16 protein-coding genes are annotated in these 17549 nt (G+C 67.0%); 8 read left to right on the top strand and 8 right to left on the bottom strand.

Annotation, left to right across the window (positions count from 1 at the left end; all coding sequences use genetic code 11):
• Window positions 1-54: 54 nt before the first annotated feature.
• Window positions 55-1545 (bottom strand): amino acid permease, encoded by a 1491-nt coding sequence (locus AC4EEO_RS16595; RefSeq protein ID WP_109045804.1) that lies wholly within the window; start codon window positions 1543-1545, stop codon window positions 55-57.
• A gap of 171 nt (window positions 1546-1716) precedes the next feature.
• On the opposite strand from AC4EEO_RS16595, the gene AC4EEO_RS16590 reads away from it, so the two are divergent.
• Window positions 1717-3198, top strand: a complete 1482-nt coding sequence (locus AC4EEO_RS16590; protein ID WP_491339305.1) for an HNH endonuclease signature motif containing protein — start codon at window positions 1717-1719, stop codon at window positions 3196-3198.
• Between the two features lie 141 nt (window positions 3199-3339).
• Here AC4EEO_RS16590 and AC4EEO_RS16585 read toward each other — a convergent pair whose 3' ends face one another.
• On the bottom strand, window positions 3340-3930 hold the full coding sequence (locus AC4EEO_RS16585) for a DinB family protein (RefSeq protein ID WP_018763062.1): 591 nt from the start codon (window positions 3928-3930) through the stop codon (window positions 3340-3342).
• A 173-nt stretch (window positions 3931-4103) separates the two neighbouring features.
• On the opposite strand from AC4EEO_RS16585, the gene AC4EEO_RS16580 reads away from it, so the two are divergent.
• The 4 genes from AC4EEO_RS16580 to AC4EEO_RS16565 all read left to right on the top strand — a co-directional run bounded on the left by AC4EEO_RS16580 (window position 4104) and on the right by AC4EEO_RS16565 (window position 8943).
• Window positions 4104-4973 carry an IclR family transcriptional regulator gene (locus AC4EEO_RS16580; RefSeq protein ID WP_491339304.1) on the top strand — a complete coding sequence of 290 codons (870 nt, stop codon included), beginning with the start codon at window positions 4104-4106 and terminating at the stop codon, window positions 4971-4973.
• A gap of 240 nt (window positions 4974-5213) precedes the next feature.
• On the top strand, window positions 5214-6932 hold the full coding sequence (gene hutU, locus AC4EEO_RS16575; protein WP_133831160.1) for a urocanate hydratase: 1719 nt from the start codon (window positions 5214-5216) through the stop codon (window positions 6930-6932).
• 9 nt (window positions 6933-6941) lie between these two features.
• Complete coding sequence (gene hutH, locus AC4EEO_RS16570; RefSeq protein ID WP_109045824.1) at window positions 6942-8534, top strand: histidine ammonia-lyase; 1593 nt, start codon at window positions 6942-6944, stop codon at window positions 8532-8534.
• 163 nt (window positions 8535-8697) lie between these two features.
• Entirely contained in the window at window positions 8698-8943 is a 246-nt protein-coding gene (locus AC4EEO_RS16565) for a hypothetical protein (RefSeq protein WP_018763066.1), read from the top strand.
• A gap of 112 nt (window positions 8944-9055) precedes the next feature.
• On the opposite strand, the gene AC4EEO_RS16560 is transcribed toward AC4EEO_RS16565, so the two are convergent.
• The gene (locus AC4EEO_RS16560) at window positions 9056-9316 is read right to left on the bottom strand and encodes a hypothetical protein (protein WP_018763067.1); all 261 of its coding nucleotides are present in this window, start codon (window positions 9314-9316) and stop codon (window positions 9056-9058) included.
• A gap of 209 nt (window positions 9317-9525) precedes the next feature.
• Here AC4EEO_RS16560 and AC4EEO_RS16555 point away from each other — a divergent pair, with 209 nt between their 5' ends.
• Window positions 9526-10407: a fumarylacetoacetate hydrolase family protein gene (locus AC4EEO_RS16555; protein WP_018763068.1), complete on the top strand. Its 882-nt coding sequence runs from the start codon at window positions 9526-9528 to the stop codon at window positions 10405-10407.
• A gap of 2 nt (window positions 10408-10409) precedes the next feature.
• Here AC4EEO_RS16555 and AC4EEO_RS16550 read toward each other — a convergent pair whose 3' ends face one another.
• The 4 genes from AC4EEO_RS16550 to AC4EEO_RS16535 are packed head-to-tail and all read right to left on the bottom strand — an operon-like array spanning window position 10410 to window position 13894.
• Window positions 10410-10805 (bottom strand): universal stress protein, encoded by a 396-nt coding sequence (locus tag AC4EEO_RS16550; protein WP_491339303.1) that lies wholly within the window; start codon window positions 10803-10805, stop codon window positions 10410-10412.
• 39 nt (window positions 10806-10844) lie between these two features.
• Complete coding sequence (locus tag AC4EEO_RS16545; protein ID WP_142069171.1) at window positions 10845-12383, bottom strand: tripartite tricarboxylate transporter permease; 1539 nt, start codon at window positions 12381-12383, stop codon at window positions 10845-10847.
• Entirely contained in the window at window positions 12384-12887 is a 504-nt protein-coding gene (locus AC4EEO_RS16540; RefSeq protein ID WP_110544112.1) for a tripartite tricarboxylate transporter TctB family protein, read from the bottom strand. It lies immediately after the preceding gene.
• Window positions 12884-13894, bottom strand: coding sequence for a Bug family tripartite tricarboxylate transporter substrate binding protein (locus tag AC4EEO_RS16535; protein ID WP_491339302.1), 1011 nt, complete (start codon window positions 13892-13894; stop codon window positions 12884-12886). Before AC4EEO_RS16535 ends, AC4EEO_RS16540 begins: the two co-directional genes overlap by 4 nt.
• A 308-nt stretch (window positions 13895-14202) precedes the next feature.
• Between AC4EEO_RS16535 and AC4EEO_RS16530 the strand changes: the two genes are divergently transcribed.
• Both AC4EEO_RS16530 and AC4EEO_RS16525 read left to right on the top strand, forming a co-directional pair.
• On the top strand, window positions 14203-15783 hold the full coding sequence (locus AC4EEO_RS16530; RefSeq protein WP_491340439.1) for a sensor histidine kinase: 1581 nt from the start codon (window positions 14203-14205) through the stop codon (window positions 15781-15783).
• Entirely contained in the window at window positions 15780-16445 is a 666-nt protein-coding gene (locus AC4EEO_RS16525) for a response regulator (RefSeq protein ID WP_018763075.1), read from the top strand. Before AC4EEO_RS16530 ends, AC4EEO_RS16525 begins: the two co-directional genes overlap by 4 nt.
• Window positions 16446-16473: 28 nt before the next feature.
• Here the strand turns inward: AC4EEO_RS16525 and hutG are convergent, their stop codons facing one another.
• Window positions 16474-17463 (bottom strand): formimidoylglutamase, encoded by a 990-nt coding sequence (gene hutG, locus AC4EEO_RS16520; RefSeq protein ID WP_018763076.1) that lies wholly within the window; start codon window positions 17461-17463, stop codon window positions 16474-16476.
• Between the last annotated feature and the right edge of the window lie 86 nt (window positions 17464-17549).

The following is a 17549-nucleotide window of genomic DNA, read 5'->3' as shown; positions in this document are numbered from 1 at the left end:
ACGACGAAAGGTGCCCGGCCCCGGCGGGGCCGGCACCTTTCGCCGATGACGTGCCTACCCGCTGTTGCGGGCGGTCCCGACCACGGGCAGCGGCGAGGTTTCGTCCTCAAGGTGGGCTCGGCGTCGTCCGTCACCTCTCACCCACAGCCGGTATGCCAGGACCAGCAGGCCCAGCCAGGCGGCGCCCACGTAGAGGGCCACCCGGGTGTCCTCGAAAGCGCCCAGGATGGCGATCACCAGCGCCATGAAGGCAATGGTGAGGACGGACGCGGCCGGCCACCACGGTGAGGGGAATTCCGACGCCGGCAGGCCCTTCCGGACGATTTCCCGCTTCATTGCCACGTGGGAGGCCAGGATCATCACCCACACCCACACCGTGGCGAAGGTGGCGATCGAGGCGATGACCAGGAACACGTCCTCCGGGATGACCGCGTTGAGGACCACCCCCACCAGCAGGATCCCGGCCATCATGACCACCGTCATCCAAGGGACGCCGTGGCGGGAGACTTTGCCGAACGCCGCCGGTGCGTGGCCCTGGTTGGAGAGTCCGAAGAGGATGCGGCCGGCGCCAAAGATATCGCTGTTGATCGCGGAGAGCGCGGCGGTGATCACGACGGCGTTGAGGATGTGGGGCGCCGCGGGAATACCCAGGCCGCTGAAGATCTGGACGAAGGGGCTGCCGTCACTGCCCACCTGGTCCCACGGGAAAAGGCTCATCAGGACGCCCAGCGTCAGGACGTAGAAGAGCAGTACGCGGACCGGGACGGTGTTGACGGCCTTGGGGATGACCTTCTTGGGGTCGGCCGCTTCACCGGCGGTGATGCCAAGGGTCTCGATCCCGCCGAAGGCGAACATCACCACGGCAAAGGATGCCAGCAGGCCTTCGAAGCCGTTCGGGAACAGTCCGCCGTGGTCAACGAGGTTGCCAAGGCCCGGTGCCACGGTTGAACCGGCGGCCTGGAACCCGAACGTGATGATCGCGGCACCGCCTGCAATCATGGCGATGATGGCGGCGACCTTGATCAGCGAGAACCAGAATTCGAGTTCGCCGAAGACCTTGACGCTGAGCAGGTTCAACGCCGCCAGGAAGCAGATGACGGCAAGGACCCAGATCCAGCGGTCCACCTGCGGAAACCAGAACCCCATGTAGATACTGAATGCAGTGACGTCGGCGATGGCCACGATGGCCATCTCGAACACGTACGTCCAGCCGGTCACGAAGCCGGCCAGGGGGCCAAGGTACCGCCCGGCGTACTGGCTGAAGGAACCGGACACAGGGTGCCTCACCGCCATCTCACCGAGGGCGCGCATCACCATGAACACCGCGGCGCCGCCGATGATGTAGGCGAGCAGGACGGCTGGTCCGGCTTTCTGGATGGCGGAAGCGGAGCCGTAGAAGAGGCCCGTGCCGATCGCCGATCCCAGGGCCATGAAGCGGATGTGCCGCACGTTCAAGCCGCGGTTGAGGACGTGTCCGACGACGGCAGCCGGCTTGTGCGTTTCCGCCGCGGTTTCGGTCCGGGTTGGGGTTGAAGCTGGTTGCATGCAAATACCTTCTCGTCATTGGGAGGGGAGCCGCTAACCAGCAGACCATTTTCGCAGGCATCGTGATGAGGCTCACGGCTGGTTGCTGTCTTCGGTTCCAGACTGTCCGGGAGGTGATCAGTCGAAACCTGGCCGGGTTTGAATGTCGTACCCCCTTGCCATAGTTGGGTCATGGGGAAAGCGGCGGCGGTGAGGGCATTCGAGGAGATCAAGGCTGCCCTTGCCGCGCTGGACACCGAGGTGGACAGAGCTGGACGCGGATCGGTTGCCGCCACGAAGGAGTGTGCTCACCCGTTGGCCACCCTTGTTGATGGGTGCCTCGACATCCTGGCGGGCGTCAGGGCCGTGGAGGCCATGATCGCAGGGCTGAAAGCGAAGGCCGCGGTCGCTTATGCGGAAAGTGCTTCTGCTGTTGCGGGGCCCGACGTGCCGGTGCAGGCCCATGAGATGGCGGTCGCGGCGGAAGTTGGCTGCGTCCTGGCGGTTGGACCGAGGGCGGCATCGACATTCCTGGCTACCTCGCACGCCGTTGTTACCTCGTTGCCGCGGACCCTTGCGGGGCTGCAGGCAGGGACCCTGTCCTGGGGCCACGCGGTGGTGATGGCGGATGAGACGGCGAGCCTGGATGTGAACGGGGCTGCGGCGTTGGAGGCGCATTTCCTGGACCCGGATGCCCCCGATCCGGCGCGGGGCTGTCCCCCCGGGGAGATGCCGGCGCACCGGTTCAGGGTGAAGGCCCGCACGTGGCGGGAGCTTCACCATGCCGGGAGTATCGAAGCCCGTCACTCCAAGGGAGTGGCAGAACGGCGGGTGGAGTACAGGCCGGACCGGGACGGCATGGCCTGGCTGTCCGCATACCTGCCCGCCGGCCAAGCCTCGGCAGTCTGGGACCGGCTCACCTCCGAGGCTCGCAGCATGCAGGGCACTGAGGAAGGTCGCACGCTATCCCAGTTGCGGGCTGACAACTACGCCTCGTCGCTGCTGGCTACCTTCCCCGCAGGCAGCGGGGGATGCCAGGCCGCTGAGCGCCCTTTCTCCGGGATCCGCGCTCAGGTGCTGGTCACTGTCCCGGTGTTCTCGCTGATGGGCTTCACCGATGAACCGGCGGTCCTGGACGGGTACGGTCCCATTCCGCCGTCGATGGCACGGGCCCTGGTGGCCGAGGGGGCGGGGTCGTTCTACCGGGTGCTGGTGGATCCGAGGGACGGTGCACCGCTGGAAATCGGGCGGACCAGCTATCGGCTGACCAAGGCCATGCGGGCTTGGCTGCGGATGCGGGACGGAAAATGCCCGTTTCCCGGGTGCAGCAACCATTCCCTCGACAACGACGCCGACCATCTCCTCAGCTGGGCCAAGGGCGGTGCCACCGGGATCAGCAACCTCGGTCAGCCCTGCCCCAAACACCACAGGCTCCGGCATACCACGGCCTGGAAACCCACGACTGCCGGCAAAAACAAACCACCCGGCTGGATTTCACCCTCCGGTCGCCGCTACAGCAGCGAGCACCAGGACTGGGAACCACCCCACTGGCCAACCCATTGTCCGCCCTCACAGGGAACGTCGTTGGCGCGGGCGGGAACCATCGATATAGTGCGCCACCACGGATCTCCCTGGGAAAACGCGTTGTCCCGCTATCTCGAGGCTCCACCCTGACCAGGCTGGAACCGGCCCCGTGCCTTGCCTCCTCCGAGATCCGTGCGCTCCTCCGTGACCGCAGATTCGGGACCCGTTGCGGTCAGACCCTGCACTTTTCGGGCGCTTCCTCTTCAATACCCTGTGCTCTTCACGCTGGCATCAATTCCGCCAGGTACCGGCTGCGTCCCGCGCTGCACCTTCGATTTCGGCGCGGTGCGCCGCCCACTCTTCGGGTGTCCTGGACGTCAGGTTCGGGTCCCCTGGACGCTGGCCCACGGTCGCGTCAATCAGTTCACGGAGTATGTCCGCGTGGCCCAGATGGTGGGCACGTTCAGCAACCATATGGACGAGAATCTGCTGCAGGGTAACCTGGCGGCGCTCCTCCGGCCACCACGGCACGGAGCCTGGAGCGTCGAGCGGCAGAGCCTCAATGGTCGCGTCGCTGTGCGTTCCTGCGAAGCGGTGGAGTTCGACGATGTCTTCGAATGACTCGCCAGCCGTTACCCACATGTCTGCGTCCGGGCGGCCGCCGTCCTCGAGCCACGGCAGGTGGCGCCCACTGGGCCGGCCGAAGACCACGCCGAAGTAGTCCAACTCCACGCTGGCAACGTGTTTGACCAGTCCCAACAGGTTGGTGCCCGTTGGCGTGAGGGGCCGGCGCATGTCGTAATCGCCCAGTCCGTCCAGCTTGCCCAACAGGTTGTCCCGCCGGATCCGCAGGTACGTGTGCAGGGTTTCTTTCCCGTCCATGGTCCGGACTCTACCGAAACGTGGATGATTCGGCACCGTAAGCTGCGCTGGGCAGGCCAGCGTCTGGTATACCGGACACATTGAATTGCGGCGGTGCCGTAAGCGGAAAGGGCAGCCGTCACACTGAAGTACGGGATACCGGACAGAGCTAGCCAGAAAGACCATTTGAGCCCATGAGCACTGCACTAAGCGCCGCATCACGGGGCGCCGAAAGACCGGGCGCCGAAACACGAGCCGAAGCCCACGCGCCCCGCGCTGCGATCAAAGCATCCTCAAAAGTCCCTGCTGCGGAAAATACCCTCCGCATCCTCAAGTTGCTGGCCTCCCGGCGCGGGCCAATGGCGGCCTCCCAGATCGCCTCCAGCCTGAACCTTCCCCGGTCGAGTGTTTACCACTTGCTGGGCGTCATGGAGGCGAACGGCTTCGTCCTCCATTTGCATGAGGAGCAACGCTACGGGCTGGGCATCAGCGCCTTCGAACTCAGTTCCGCCTATTCACGGCAGGAACCTTTGTCGCGGCTGGGCCGCCCCCTCCTCGCGAGCCTCGTGGATGCCATCGGTGAGAGCGCCCACCTGGCAGTGCTGCACGGCCGCGATGTCCTGTACATCGTGGAGGAACGGGCCAAGAACCGTCCGTCGCTGGTGACCGACGTCGGCGTCCGCCTTCCCAGCCACCTCACCGCCAGCGGACGCGCCATCCTTGCCGCGCTGCCCAAATCGCAAGTACGCGCGCTCTACCCGAACGCCGCCGCCTTCACCGCCCGGCATGAGGTGGTGGGGGCCATCATGAAATACTCCGCGTTGTCCTCGCACCTGGACCAGGTCCGCCAGCGGGGGTACGCCACCGAACACGGAGAGGTTACGCCGGGTTTCGGCTCCATTGCCGCTGCCGTGACAGACCACTTGGGATGGCCAACTGCGGCCGTGGCAGTGACCTTCCTCGAGGACAAGCTTCCCGCGGCGGAATGGCCCGTCCTTGCGGCGCGCGTCCAGAAGGTGGCCGATGAACTTTCCCTCCGCCTCCACGGCCGGCCCGGCAAGTAGTCCAGCCTGCTGCCGCCCGGCAGGCCGGCCAGGCAGCCGCCGCCCGGCAATCCCCAGGCGTTCCCGGGGCCCCGGAGCGCCCCTGTTTGTTCCGCTCCGCAAACCCTTGCAACTGGATGCCGCGCATGTCTGGAATACCGGACAGCGCCCCGTCAAAGCCCCTGTGAAGTCCGTCCGCCAAGGGCTTTAGTTGAAACAGAACTTCTTTCCTCCAACAGACACCACCCGAAGGAGCCCATCATGGCACCCGCCGATTTCACCACCGGTGCCCGCCCGGTCAAAGCAGCCCGCGGCACCGAGCTCACCGCCAAGAGCTGGCAGACCGAAGCCCCGCTGCGCATGCTCATGAACAACCTTGACCCCGAGGTCGCCGAGCGCCCCGATGACCTGGTGGTCTACGGCGGCACCGGCCGCGCCGTCCGGTCCTGGGCCGCGTTCGACGCCATCACCCGCACGTTGGAAACCATGGAAAAGGACGAGACCCTGCTGGTGCAGTCCGGCAAGCCGGTGGGCGTCTTCCGCACCCACGAATGGGCCCCGCGCGTGCTCCTGGCCAACTCCAACCTCGTCGGTGACTGGGCCAACTGGCCCGAGTTCCGCCGGCTCGAGGCCGAGGGCCTGATGATGTACGGCCAGATGACGGCAGGGTCCTGGATCTACATCGGCACCCAGGGCATCCTGCAGGGCACGTTCGAAACGTTCGCCGCGATTGCCCGCAAGCTCACTGGCGATGAGAATGGCACCCTGGCGGGCACGCTGACCCTCACCGGCGGCTGCGGTGGCATGGGTGGCGCCCAGCCGCTCGCCGTCACCCTGAACGACGGCGCCTGCCTGATTGTCGACGTCGACGAAACCCGCCTGCGCCGGCGGGCCGGCAAGCGCTACCTCGACGAGGTCGAAACCGACCTCGATATCGCCATCGCCAAGGTCCTCAAGGCCAAGGAGGAACGCCGCGGATGGTCCGTGGGCTATGTCGGCAACGCCGCCGAGGTTTTCCCCGAGATCCTGCGCCGCCACAAGGCCGGCGAGCTCACCGTCGATATCGTCACCGACCAGACCTCCGCGCACGATCCCCTGAGCTACCTGCCCGAAGGAATCACGGTCGAGGAATGGCACCGCGAGGCAGCCGCGGACCCGGAAGGCTTCACCAAGAAGGCCCAGGCCTCCATGGCCCGCCACGTCCAGGCCATGGTCGAATTCCAGGACGCCGGCGCCGAGGTCTTCGACTACGGCAACTCCATCCGTGATGAGGCCCGAAAGGGCGGCTACGCGCGGGCCTTCGAGTTCCCCGGCTTCGTTCCGGCCTATATCCGGCCCCTGTTCTGCGAGGGCCTGGGCCCGTTCCGCTGGGTGGCCCTCTCGGGCGACCCCGAGGACATCCGCGTTACGGACGAGGCCATCAAGGAACTCTTCCCCGAGAACAAGCACCTGCACCGCTGGATCGACGCCGCCCAGGAGCGGGTGGAATTCGAGGGCCTCCCCGCCCGCATCTGCTGGCTCGGCTACGGCGAACGCGCCAAGGCCGGCCTGCTGTTCAACCAGCTGGTCAAGGAGGGCAAGGTCAAGGCGCCCATCGTGATCGGCCGCGACCACCTGGATTCCGGCTCCGTCGCCTCCCCGTACCGCGAGACCGAGGCCATGGCTGACGGCTCGGACGCGATCGCGGACTGGCCGCTGTTGAACGCCCTGCTCAACACTGCCTCCGGAGCCACCTGGGTGTCACTGCACCATGGCGGCGGAGTGGGCATCGGCCGCTCCATCCACGCCGGGCAGGTGTCCGTTGCCGACGGCACCGACCTCGCAGCCGAAAAGCTTGAGCGCCTCCTCACCAACGATCCCGGCATGGGCGTGATCCGCCACGCCGACGCCGGCTACGAACGAGCCCTTGACGTCGCCAAGGAACGCGGCGTCCGAATCCCCATGCAAGAGTCCGCCGACTCCGCAGCAGCAACGAACTAGGACTATCCGATGACCCTAACAACCCACTCACCGCTGACCGTCACCCTCGGCTCCAACGGCGTCACTGCCCAGGACGTGCTCGCCGTCGCCCGCCATGACGCCAAAGTGGCCATCGCTCCGGATGCCCTGGAGGCCGTGGCCCAGGTCCGCGCCCACATCGACAGCCTCGCGTCCAGCGACATCCCGGCTTACGGGATCTCCACAGGCTTCGGTGCCCTGGCCAACCGCCACATCCCCAATGACCTGCGCACCCAACTGCAGAAGTCCCTGATCCGCAGCCACGCCGCCGGCATGGGCCCGGCCGTGGAACGCGAAGTAGTCCGCGGCATCATGTTCCTGCGCGCCAAGACCCTCGCCTCCGGCCGAACCGGCGTCCGCCCCGTGGTGCTGCAAACCATGGTGGACGTGCTGAACGCCGGGATCACCCCGGTGGTCCGCGAGTTCGGCTCGCTCGGCTGCTCCGGCGACCTCGCTCCGCTGTCCCACTGCGCCCTGGTGCTGATGGGTGAAGGCGAAGCGGAAGGGCCCGACGGCGTCACATACGGCGGGCGGGGAGAGCGGACTGTCGCCGAGCTGCTTGCAGACCACGGCATCGAGCCGGTCACCCTGGCCGAGAAGGAAGGGCTGGCGCTGGTCAACGGCACCGAGGGCATGCTGGGCATGCTCCTGATGGCCATTGCCGACCTCCGCCAGCTGCTGGCGACGGCGGACATTACCGCCGCGCTCAGCGTTGAGGCGCTGCTGGGCACCGACCAGGTATTCGTTCCCGAACTGCACGCCGCGCTGCGCCCTCATCCCGGCCAGGCAGCCAGTGCCGACAACATGCTGCGTGTGCTCTCGGACTCGCCGATTGTCGCGTCCCACAAGGAGGGTGACTCCCGTGTGCAGGATGCCTACTCGCTGCGCTGCGCCCCGCAGGTTGCCGGTGCCGTCCGTGACACCGTCGACCATGCGGAACTCGTGGCAACCCGCGAACTGGCCGCGGCTATCGACAACCCGGTGGTCCTGCCCGACGGCCGCGTGAGCTCAAACGGCAATTTCCACGGCGCCCCGGTGGCTTATGTCCTGGACTACCTTGCCATTGCCGTCGCGGACCTCAGCTCCATCGCCGAACGCCGGACCGACCGGATGCTTGATCCCGCCCGTTCGCACGGCCTTCCCGCGTTCCTGGCCTCCGATCCCGGCGTGGACTCGGGGCTGATGATTGCCCAGTACACCCAGGCAGGCCTGGTGTCGGACAACAAGCGGCTGGCTGTGCCGGCGTCGGTGGATTCCATTCCAAGCTCCGCCATGCAGGAGGACCACGTCTCCATGGGCTGGCACGCGGCGCGGAAGCTGCGCAAGGCAGTGGAGAACCTCCGGCGGGTCCTGGCCATCGAGCTGGTGACGTCTGCGCGGGCCTTGGATATCCGCACGCAGCTTTCCGGTGGGGAGCTCACGCCGGGCCCGGCGGGCACCGCCGTCGTGGCCGCCCTTCGCGCCGTGGTGGAGGGCCCGGGGACGGACCGTTTCCTGTCTCCGGAATTGGAGGCGGCGGACCGGCTGGTTGCCTCCGGGGAAGTGCGACGGGCGGCCGAATCCGCCGTCGGCTTCCTGGCCTGAAAACCGAAGGATCTTCAGTACCTGCTGCACTCCGGTCCGAAGTGCGGAATATCCGGCGACACTGCCAGTAGCGGGGTCCGGAGTGTAGTAGAACTGATGGTGTAGCGAAAGTCACATCAACGACGCTGTGGCAGCAGAACAATACAAAGGGGTAGAAGTTCACATGAAAGCACGTGGGGCAGTCCTGTCCAGGCGCAACGCCCATTCCGCCGCGGTATCCAACTGGAAGGCCCTCAAGGCCGGGGACCGCGTCGAAATCATCAAGCATGCGCATGTGGTGGCAGCCGGGGAAGTGGAAGAGGTGTCGCAGAGCGGCAACGTCCTCTGGCTGGTGCCGGCCGGACCGTCAGACCTGTCGGAAAAGCAGCTCTTCCTTAAGTCCGACGGCGTCCAGGTCCGCCTCGCCTGAAGGCCGCACCCGCTAGACAAAAGAATCCCCGCAGCGCCTTACGGCACTGCGGGGATTCTTTCTTTGGCTCCAAGCGTTCGTCCGGTGGCCCGGGGGCCGCGCAGCCGGGAAATCAGGCCGCGACGGATTCGTAGGTCTCGCCAAAGGGGACGGATTCGTCCAGGGCCACCGTGTAGCGTCCCGGGTGCAGCCTGGTCACCAGGATGCCGCAGGCGGCGTCCTTCGCTGCCACCTCAATCAACTCGGCTACCGCCTCTTCCAGCCCGGAGTGGACCTCGCTGGCGCTGGAGAACTCGAGGCTGATGGACCGGAGTTCCGGGCCTTCGGCGGTTTTGGCAGCGGCGGGGACGCGCTCCAAAGTGCTTGTGATCATGTACTGAACTTTCTGTGTTTCGTGCCGGGTGGCTCCGCTATTCTAACGATCAGTATCCATATATGTCAGATGACTGCCCTCCTGAACCACTAGAGAGGCAGTCACAAAGCGTTCGTTCCGCGGCGCCGGACGGAATCAACGACCATGGAAGCGGGCACCGCCAGGGCCCCATCCAGCAGTCCCGCCCCCACACCTTGAGGAGATTCGGTATGAAGATCATGCGCCTGGGCAACAGCGGCAGCGAACAGCCCGCAGTGCTCGTTCCCTCAGCGGACGGCACCGGCCGGTACTTCAGCCTGCTGCCCCTGACGGATGACGTCGACGGCGGGTTCCTCGCTGCCGGCGGCCTGGACAAGGTCCGGAAAGCCTTGGCCGCAGGTGACCTGCCGGTCCTTGAGGGTGCGGAAGCGCTGCGGGTCGGACCGCCAGTGGCCAGGTCCGGCTCAGTGGTGGGCATCGGGATGAACTATGCCGCCCACGCGGCCGAGTCGGGAGCCGAACCGCCCACGGTTCCGGTGGTCTTCCTCAAGCCAAGCAATACGGTCGCCGGCCCCTTCGACCCGGCCCCGATCCCTCCGCATTCCGCAAAGTACGACTGGGAGGTGGAGCTGGGCATCGTGATCGGCAGGGAGGCCTGCTACCTGGGCTCCCCGGAAGAAGCAGCCGCGTGTATCGCCGGCTACGTCACGGCCAACGACCTCTCCGAACGGGAATACCAGTTGCCGGGAGCCGCGGGCCAGTGGACCAAAGGCAAGTCGCTTCCCGGGTCAACGCCCCTTGGCCCGTGGCTGGTTCCGGCCGAGGATATCGACGGCGGCAACCTCCCGCTGCGCAGTTGGGTCAATGGTGAACCACGCCAGGACTCCTCGACCTCAGAGCTCATCTTTGACGCAGCCACCCTGGTCCATCATTGCAGCCAGTACATGCGGCTGGAACCAGGCGACGTGATCCTCACCGGGACGCCGCAGGGTGTTGCCCTCAGCGGCCGTTTCCCCTACCTCCAGCCGGGCGACGTGGTGGAGGTGGAAGTGGCAGGCCTGGGCCGCCAGCGCCAGGAGTTGTTCCGGGCCCCGGCGGCCGCAACGGCCTAGGTTTACCGGCCCGCTTTTACGGCCAGCACAGGGCAGTCCGCCTCCAGCAGGATGCGCTGGGATGTGCTGCCCATGATGAGCTTGCCCACCGGGGTGCGGCGGCGCAGGCCGATCACGATCAGGTCGGCGTTGTGTTCCTCGGCAGCATCCAGGACCTCGGCGGCGGCGTCGTGGCCCCGGACCGGCCGCTTGATCATGTATTGGATGCCCTCGCCGGCCAGGCGCTGCTCTATGTCCTGGATCCCGCCCTCCGGCGCGAACCGGCTGTCCACGGCGGCCTCGCCCTTGGAGGAGTTGATCAGGACCAGGGTGCTGTTGCCCTTCCGGGCTTCGGCGATGGCCTGCGTCAGGGCAGCTTCGCCCTCGGGGGTCGGGACGTATCCCACAACGACGGTCATGTTGTTTCCTGTTCTGCTGGAGATGGATGGGGCGGCTGTTCAGTCACTGTAGTCCGCCGCACCGGAATTGGCCGGAACCAGCGGCTTGCGCTCCGGACGGTTCCGGCGGAACAGCTTGTACGCAAAGGGCCAGAGCAGGATGACGCCAATGATGACGTAAATGCCGACGGCGATCGGCTCACCCAGGAGCCCTGCCGGATCGCCTGCGCTCAACTGCAGGGTCTTGCGGAGCTGGCCTTCGATCCGCGGGCCAAGGATCACGCCGAGGATCAGCGGCAGCACGGGGAGCCCGAAGCGCCGCATCATGAACCCGAGCGCGCCGAGGATCAGCAGGATCACCAGGTCGAACGCCTGCAGGTTGACCGAGTAGGCACCCAGCGTCGCGAAGAACAGGATGCCCGCGTACAGGTAGGGCCGGGGCAGCTGCAGCAGCTTGGCCCACAGTGGCGCCAGCGGCAGGTTGATGATCAGGAGCAGGAAGTTGCCGATGAACAGGCTCGCGATCAGCGCCCACACCAGGGGCCCCTGGCTTTCAAAGAGCTGCGGACCCGGCTGGATGCCGTACGAGGTGAAGGCGGCCAGCATCACGGCCGCGGTGGCATTGGTGGGCAGTCCCAGCGCCAGCATCGGGGTCAGGGTACCGGCAGCCGCGGCGTTGTTGGCGGCTTCCGGGCCGGCCACGCCTTCGATGGCACCCTTGCCGAACTCTTCGGGATGCTTGCTGAGGCGTTTTTCCGTCACATAGGACAGGAACGTGGGGATCTCGGCGCCACCGGCGGGCAGTGCGCCAAACGGGAAGCCGAAGGCAGTGCCGCGCAGCCACGGCTTCCAGGAGCGCTTCCAGTCGGACTTGCCCATCCAGGGCTGGCCCACGGGGATGGCATGCAGGGGGGTGCGCCGCAGGTGTGCTGCAACCCAGAGCGCCTCGCCCACCGCGAAGATGGCCACGGCCACCACCACGATATCCAGGCCGTCCGCCAGGAGCGGCTGGCCGAAGGTCAGGCGGCGCTGGCCGGTGACCGAGTCCATGCCCACCAGTCCGATGGCCAGCCCGAGGCCCAGGGACGCGAAACCGCGCAGCCGGGAAGAACCCAGCACAGCGGTCACCGCCAGCAGGGCCAGGACCATGATGGCGAAGTAGCTGGGCGCGCCAAGGCTCACGGCGAACTTCACCACGATCGGTGCGCAGACGGCCAGCAGCGCCGTGCCAATGGTGCCGGCGACGAACGAGCCGATGGCCGCCGTCGCCAGCGCCTGCGCCGCCCGGCCGGCCTTTGCCATCTTGTTGCCCTCGATGGCGGTGACCACCGACGACGATTCGCCGGGCGTGTTGAGGAGGATGGAGGTGGTGGAACCGCCGTACATGCCGCCGTAGTAGATGCCGGCGAACATGATGAAGGCGCTGGTGGGTTCCAGGGCATAGGTGACGGGAAGCAGCAGGGCGACGGTCATGGCCGGGCCCAGGCCGGGCAGGACGCCGACGGCGGTGCCCAGGATGACGCCGATCACGGCGTAGAGGAAATTCATGGGGGTGAGGGCGGTGGCGAAGCCGTCCATCAGGGAGGACCAGACGTCCATTTAGAGGATTCCTTCCAGGAGGCCGGCCGGCAGCGCAATGCCCAGGCCGAGGTAGAAGCCGTAGAAGGTCAGCAGGGACAGTGCGACGGAGATCAGGCCGTCCCGGACGTAGCGGCGGCTGCCGAGGGCCAGGACGCTGCCCCAGAACAGGACGGTTCCGGCGATCACCCAGCCGGCCCAGTCGATCAGCAGGATGTTCAGGATGAAGGCCCCTGCCAGTGGCAGGACGGTCTTCCAGTCGGCGGGGTGCGTGAGGTCCACGTCCTCGCCGCCTTCAGCCTCGCCCTTGCCGCCGCGCAGCACGTTGATGGCCAGCAGCACGGCGCAGACAACCAGCATTCCGGCCACGATGAACGGAACGGTTTTGGGCCCGACCGGATCGGACTTTGAATACGGGGTTGCCAGGCCGTTGGCGTCCAGGAAGACCATGACGCCGGCCGCCCCGAGCAGGAGTGCGACTCCCAGCTCGGAGCGGCCTTTGAGGCCTGTGGTCAGGGAGGTCACGCCAGCCCAAGCTTGCTGAGGACGTCCGCCACGCGCTTGTCCTGCTCGGTCAGGAAGGACTTGAACTGGTCACCGGTGATGAAGGCATCGGTCCAGCTGTGGGTCTTCAGCGCTTCCTTCCAGCCGTCCGTGCCATGCATCTTTTCCAGGGCCGCGATCAGGGAAGCCTTGTCCTTGTCGCTGATGCCCGGAGGGGCCACGACGCCACGCCAGTTGGTGAATACCAGGTCGATGTTGGATTCCTTCAGCGTGGGTGCATCCACGCCGTCCAGGCGCTTCTCGCCACTGGTGGCCAGCACGCGGACCTCGCCGGACTCGATCTGCTTCAGGTACTCGCCGGCGCCGGAGGCGGCAAAACCGAGCTTGTTGCCGAGGATTGCGGGCAGGAGGTCACCGCCGCCGTCGTATGCAACGTAGTTGACCTTGGTGGCGTCGATGCCCACGGCACCTGCCAGCTGCATGGGCAGCAGGTGGTCCGGACCGCCGGGGGAGGAGCCGCCGCCCACGGCGATGGAGCCGGGATCGGCCTTCCAGGCCTTCACCAGGTCATCGATGGTCTTGTAGGGGGAATCCTTGCCGACCATGATGGCGCCGGGCTCTTCGATGAGGCGGGCCAGCGGGGTGGTCTCGGTCAGCTTGGATTCGGACTTGTTGGTGTAGCTGGCACCCACGACGCCCAGCCCCATCAGCATGGCCAGGTCACCGTTGCCCTTTTCATTGACAATGCGGGCCAGGCCCACCGTTCCTCCTGCGCCTGCCAGGTTGAAGACTTCGGTGTTGGTGGAGATTTTCGCGTCGTCCAGGACCTTGGCGGCAGCGCGGGCAGTGGTGTCATATCCGCCGCCCGGGGAGTTGGGGACCATGATCTGCAGGCCGGTGATGGGTCCGGCAGCAGCGCCGGAGCTTTCTGAACCGGTGGAGCTCTTTCCGGTGGCACCGCAGCCGGTGGCCATCAGGGCGATGCCGGCGGCGACGGCGGCAACTCGCAATGCGCGGATCTGGCGCATGTGTTCCTCTTCTCTCAAAAACAAATCAGACCAGCACCGGCTGACTAGGGGTTCCGGTGCCTTGTGGTTCCGATGCTAGGGGCGGCCGTGACGCCGATCACTCTTGTGTACGCAGAGAAAGTTGTGTTCATTGCGTTCACGTTTCCAAAACCCCACGGCCGCCGCGCTGGAGGCTTTGGGATATAGTTCCCGGTACCACCCCGGCTCTGCGTCCCATCTTTTGTGCGCGCAGTGGCAGCCGGCCAAAACCGCCGCAACCCGGCCTGCACCCCAACACCAGGAAGACCATCGTGACTCGACGACGAGGAATGTCCCTTGCGGGGCAGTACCTTCTGCTGCAGTTGCTCATCGTCCTGGCCGTCCTGGTGGGCGTGGTGGCCATCTCCCTGGCCCAGTCCGCCGCGGCCTTCGAACGGACGGAGGGCCGCCGTGCCCTTTCCGCCGCGGAGGCCCTGGGCGGCAATCCCGTGGTGCGCGAACTGCTGCCGGACGCCGAACCGCGGGGCGGGGCGGTGCTACCCTCCGTGGCGGAGTCCGTGCGGATCGTCTCCGGCTCATCACGGGTGGCGCTGGCGAGGGTGGACCGGACCGTGGTGGCGTCCTCGGACCCCAGCATGGTGGGCGAGCCGCTGGAGCTCGGGCCCAGCAGGGTGATGGAAGGCCGGGCCTGGACGGGCGTGGTGGGCGGTACGCCTGCCCCGCTCCTGTCCGCCCACGTTCCCGTCCTTGACGACACCGGGCGCATGATCGGGATCGCCTCCATCAGCCGCAACTACCCCACCGTCCTGGAACGGCTGGGCGACGCCGTCCCCAATCTCCTTACCTATCTTGGGGTTGCCAGTGTCCTGGGCATCGCCGGGTCCCTCCTGCTGTCGCGCAGGGTCAAGCGGCAGACCCTCGGCATGGAACCCAGCGAAATCACCAGCCTGGTGGAAAACCGGGAAGCCATGCTGCACGGCCTCAAGGAGGGCGTGGTGGCCCTCGACTTGCACGAACGGATCACAGTGGCCAACCACAGTGCACGGGCGCTGCTGGGCCTCCCCCCGGATTGCGTGGGCAAGCGGGTGTCCGGCCTGGCTGTCGAGCCGGCCCTCAAGCAAGTCCTCACCCAGGACCAGCCCGGACCGGACCAGCTGGTGCTCGTCGGGGACCGCCTGGTGGTGATGAACCGGGTGCCCATCCGGTCCCGCGGCAAGGTGATCGGATCGGTGGCCACGCTCCGCGACCGGACGGAACTCTCTGAACTTGAGCAGGAGCTGGGCGCCACCCGCACCGCCACGGACACCCTTCGGGCCCAGGCCCATGAGTTCGCCAACCAGCTCCATGTCATTTCCGGCCTGATCCAGATCGGCGAGTACGAGTCCGTGGTCCAGTTCGTCAACGGCGCCACGGTGGACCGGACCCGGCTCAACGACGAGGTGACCGGCCGGATTGCCGATCCCGCGCTCGCCGCCCTGCTGATCGCCAAATCCAGCCTGGCCGCCGAGCGTGGCGTGGCACTGCAGCTGGACCCGGGTTCAGGGCTGGACAAGGTGGATGACGCGCTGTCCCGGGACCTCACCACGGTGGTGGGGAACCTCGTCGACAACGCGTTCGACGCCGTCACCGGGCTTCCACAGGCAGCCGTCACGGTGCTGGTGGAGGGCAGAGCCGGGGAAGACGTGGTGGTCACAGTCCGGGATAACGGGCCCGGCGTCCCGGGCGGCTCGGCCGACCACATTTTCCGCCAGGGCTTTACCACCAAAGAACCAGGGCCGGCGGGCAGCCGCGGCTTTGGCCTGGCGATGTCCCGGGTTGTCTGCCGTCGCGGCGGCGGGGACCTGACGGTGGCCAATGACCACGGGGCGGTCTTTAGGGCCGTGCTGAAACGAGGGAGTACCCAGGCATGATCAAAGTCCTGATCGTCGACGACGACTTCATGGTGGCCAAAGTGCATGCCGGATTCATCCAGCGCACGCCCGGCTTTACCGTGGTGGGGGCGGCCCACACCGGGGCACAGGCAGTTGCCGAGACCCAACGGCTCCGGCCCGACCTGGTGTTGCTGGACATCCACCTGCCCGACGTCAACGGCCTGGACCTCATGCACCGGCTGCGCAGCGTGGCCCCAGAACTGGACGTCCTCGTGATCAGTGCCGCCCGCGAGGTCGAAACGGTACGGAAGGCGCTCCGGGGCGGCATCGTGCATTACCTGATCAAGCCGTTTTCCCAGTCGGACCTGCAGGAGCGGCTGGAACATTACCGCAGCGCGTACCAGGGCCTGGATGCCGCCAAGGACGTGGCCGAGCAATCGGACGTCAACCGGGTATTCGGCCTGGACCGCGGCGAACGGCCGCTGCCCAAGGGGTGCAGCATCGAGACCCTGAAACTGGTGGAGGCCGCCCTCAACGCTGCCGCCGGCGACGTGTCCGCCGCGGAGGTTGCCCAGGAGCTCGGAACGTCCCGCGTCAGCGCCCGCCGCTACCTGGAATACCTGCATGACGCAGGCGCCCTGGACGTACGGCTCAAGTACGGCGTGGGGCGGCCGGAACGGCGTTATGTCTTGAAGGCGTGACCCGGCCTGACCCGGCCGCCAAGGACTGTCAGCGCAGCAGCGTGTCAACCAATCGGGCGGCCGTTCGCGCGGTCCGTCCGTCAATGTCGAATGCGGGGTTCAGTTCCGCCACGTCCAGGTGCAGCAGCTTCCCGCTCGCGGCCACCTGCCGGCATACGGCCGTGATCACGGGAAGTGGCACGCCGTAGGCTGCGGGGGCGCTGACGCCCGGGGCCACCGAGGCGGGAAGTACGTCCAGGTCGATCGTCAGGTACAGGATGTCGGTTTCCGCCAGGAAGTCCGCCACGAACGCCTGGACGCGTATTGCCCCGCAGTCTTCGTCCAGCAGGTAGCGGACGCCGAGTTTTCCCGCGGTGTCGAACAGGGCCCGGGTGTTGTTTGGCTCCGAAATGCCGACGACGGCGTAACGGAAGTCGCGTCCGGCGTCCGTTTCCGCACGGGCCATTTGCAGGAACGGCGTACCCGAACTTGGAACCGCTTCGTCGCGGAGGTCGAAGTGGGCGTCGAGGTTCAGCACGCCCAGCCGCTGCCCGCTCCGGACCGCGGCCGACGCACTGACGCCAAGGTAGCTGGCGTAGGCGGTTTCGTGGCCGCCGCCCAGGACGACAGTCTGGTGGCCGGCGTCGAGCAGGGCTGCCAGGGCATGGCCCAGCCGTTCCTGGCCGGCCTCAAGCCGGTCTCCGGACACCACCACGTCACCGCAATCGGAAACGGAGCGGTCCAGATGGAAGGCCAGGGGTCCGAGCGCTGTCCGCAGCGCTGCGGGGGCGGCGGCAGCCCCGGTCCGGCCCTTGTTTCGGCGTACTCCCTCGTCGCTGGCGAAACCCAGCAAGGCCACCGGCTTCCGGCCCGAGGCCACTGGGTGCCCGGCACCCTGGCCGCCCTCCGCGTCCGACGGACCGGGCTCAAGCGCCCGGTTCACTGCCTGCCACCAGCGGCGGTGGGCCGGGCCGTCGCCGTCGTACCTCCCTGTCCAGGGCTGCGGCGGGACGTCGACGGCTGGGGACTGGAAAGGCATGCATCAAGCTCACCGTACGCCGGGCGGAAAAACCAGCAACGCCGCCGTCGTCCTGTCCGGGATCCAAGAACCAACCCCGCGGGGCG

It is taken from the genome of Pseudarthrobacter sp. MOO13, from assembly GCF_058267655.1.
This window is presented reverse-complemented; position numbering and strand designations above follow the sequence as displayed.

Excerpts from the sequence above, each read along its gene's own strand:
- AC4EEO_RS16595 (WP_109045804.1), bottom strand. The coding sequence starts at position 1,545 with ATGCAACCAGCTTCAACCCCAACCCGGACCGAAACCGCGGCGGAAACG.
- AC4EEO_RS16590 (WP_491339305.1), top strand. The coding sequence starts at position 1,717 with ATGGGGAAAGCGGCGGCGGTGAGGGCATTCGAGGAGATCAAGGCTGCC.
- AC4EEO_RS16585 (WP_018763062.1), bottom strand. The coding sequence starts at position 3,930 with ATGGACGGGAAAGAAACCCTGCACACGTACCTGCGGATCCGGCGGGAC.
- AC4EEO_RS16580 (WP_491339304.1), top strand. The coding sequence starts at position 4,104 with ATGAGCACTGCACTAAGCGCCGCATCACGGGGCGCCGAAAGACCGGGC.
- hutU (WP_133831160.1), top strand. The coding sequence starts at position 5,214 with ATGGCACCCGCCGATTTCACCACCGGTGCCCGCCCGGTCAAAGCAGCC.
- hutH (WP_109045824.1), top strand. The coding sequence starts at position 6,942 with ATGACCCTAACAACCCACTCACCGCTGACCGTCACCCTCGGCTCCAAC.
- AC4EEO_RS16565 (WP_018763066.1), top strand. The coding sequence starts at position 8,698 with ATGAAAGCACGTGGGGCAGTCCTGTCCAGGCGCAACGCCCATTCCGCC.
- AC4EEO_RS16560 (WP_018763067.1), bottom strand. The coding sequence starts at position 9,316 with ATGATCACAAGCACTTTGGAGCGCGTCCCCGCCGCTGCCAAAACCGCC.
- AC4EEO_RS16555 (WP_018763068.1), top strand. The coding sequence starts at position 9,526 with ATGAAGATCATGCGCCTGGGCAACAGCGGCAGCGAACAGCCCGCAGTG.
- AC4EEO_RS16550 (WP_491339303.1), bottom strand. The coding sequence starts at position 10,805 with ATGACCGTCGTTGTGGGATACGTCCCGACCCCCGAGGGCGAAGCTGCC.
- AC4EEO_RS16545 (WP_142069171.1), bottom strand. The coding sequence starts at position 12,383 with ATGGACGTCTGGTCCTCCCTGATGGACGGCTTCGCCACCGCCCTCACC.
- AC4EEO_RS16535 (WP_491339302.1), bottom strand. The coding sequence starts at position 13,894 with ATGCGCCAGATCCGCGCATTGCGAGTTGCCGCCGTCGCCGCCGGCATC.
- AC4EEO_RS16530 (WP_491340439.1), top strand. The coding sequence starts at position 14,203 with ATGTCCCTTGCGGGGCAGTACCTTCTGCTGCAGTTGCTCATCGTCCTG.
- AC4EEO_RS16525 (WP_018763075.1), top strand. The coding sequence starts at position 15,780 with ATGATCAAAGTCCTGATCGTCGACGACGACTTCATGGTGGCCAAAGTG.
- hutG (WP_018763076.1), bottom strand. The coding sequence starts at position 17,463 with ATGCCTTTCCAGTCCCCAGCCGTCGACGTCCCGCCGCAGCCCTGGACA.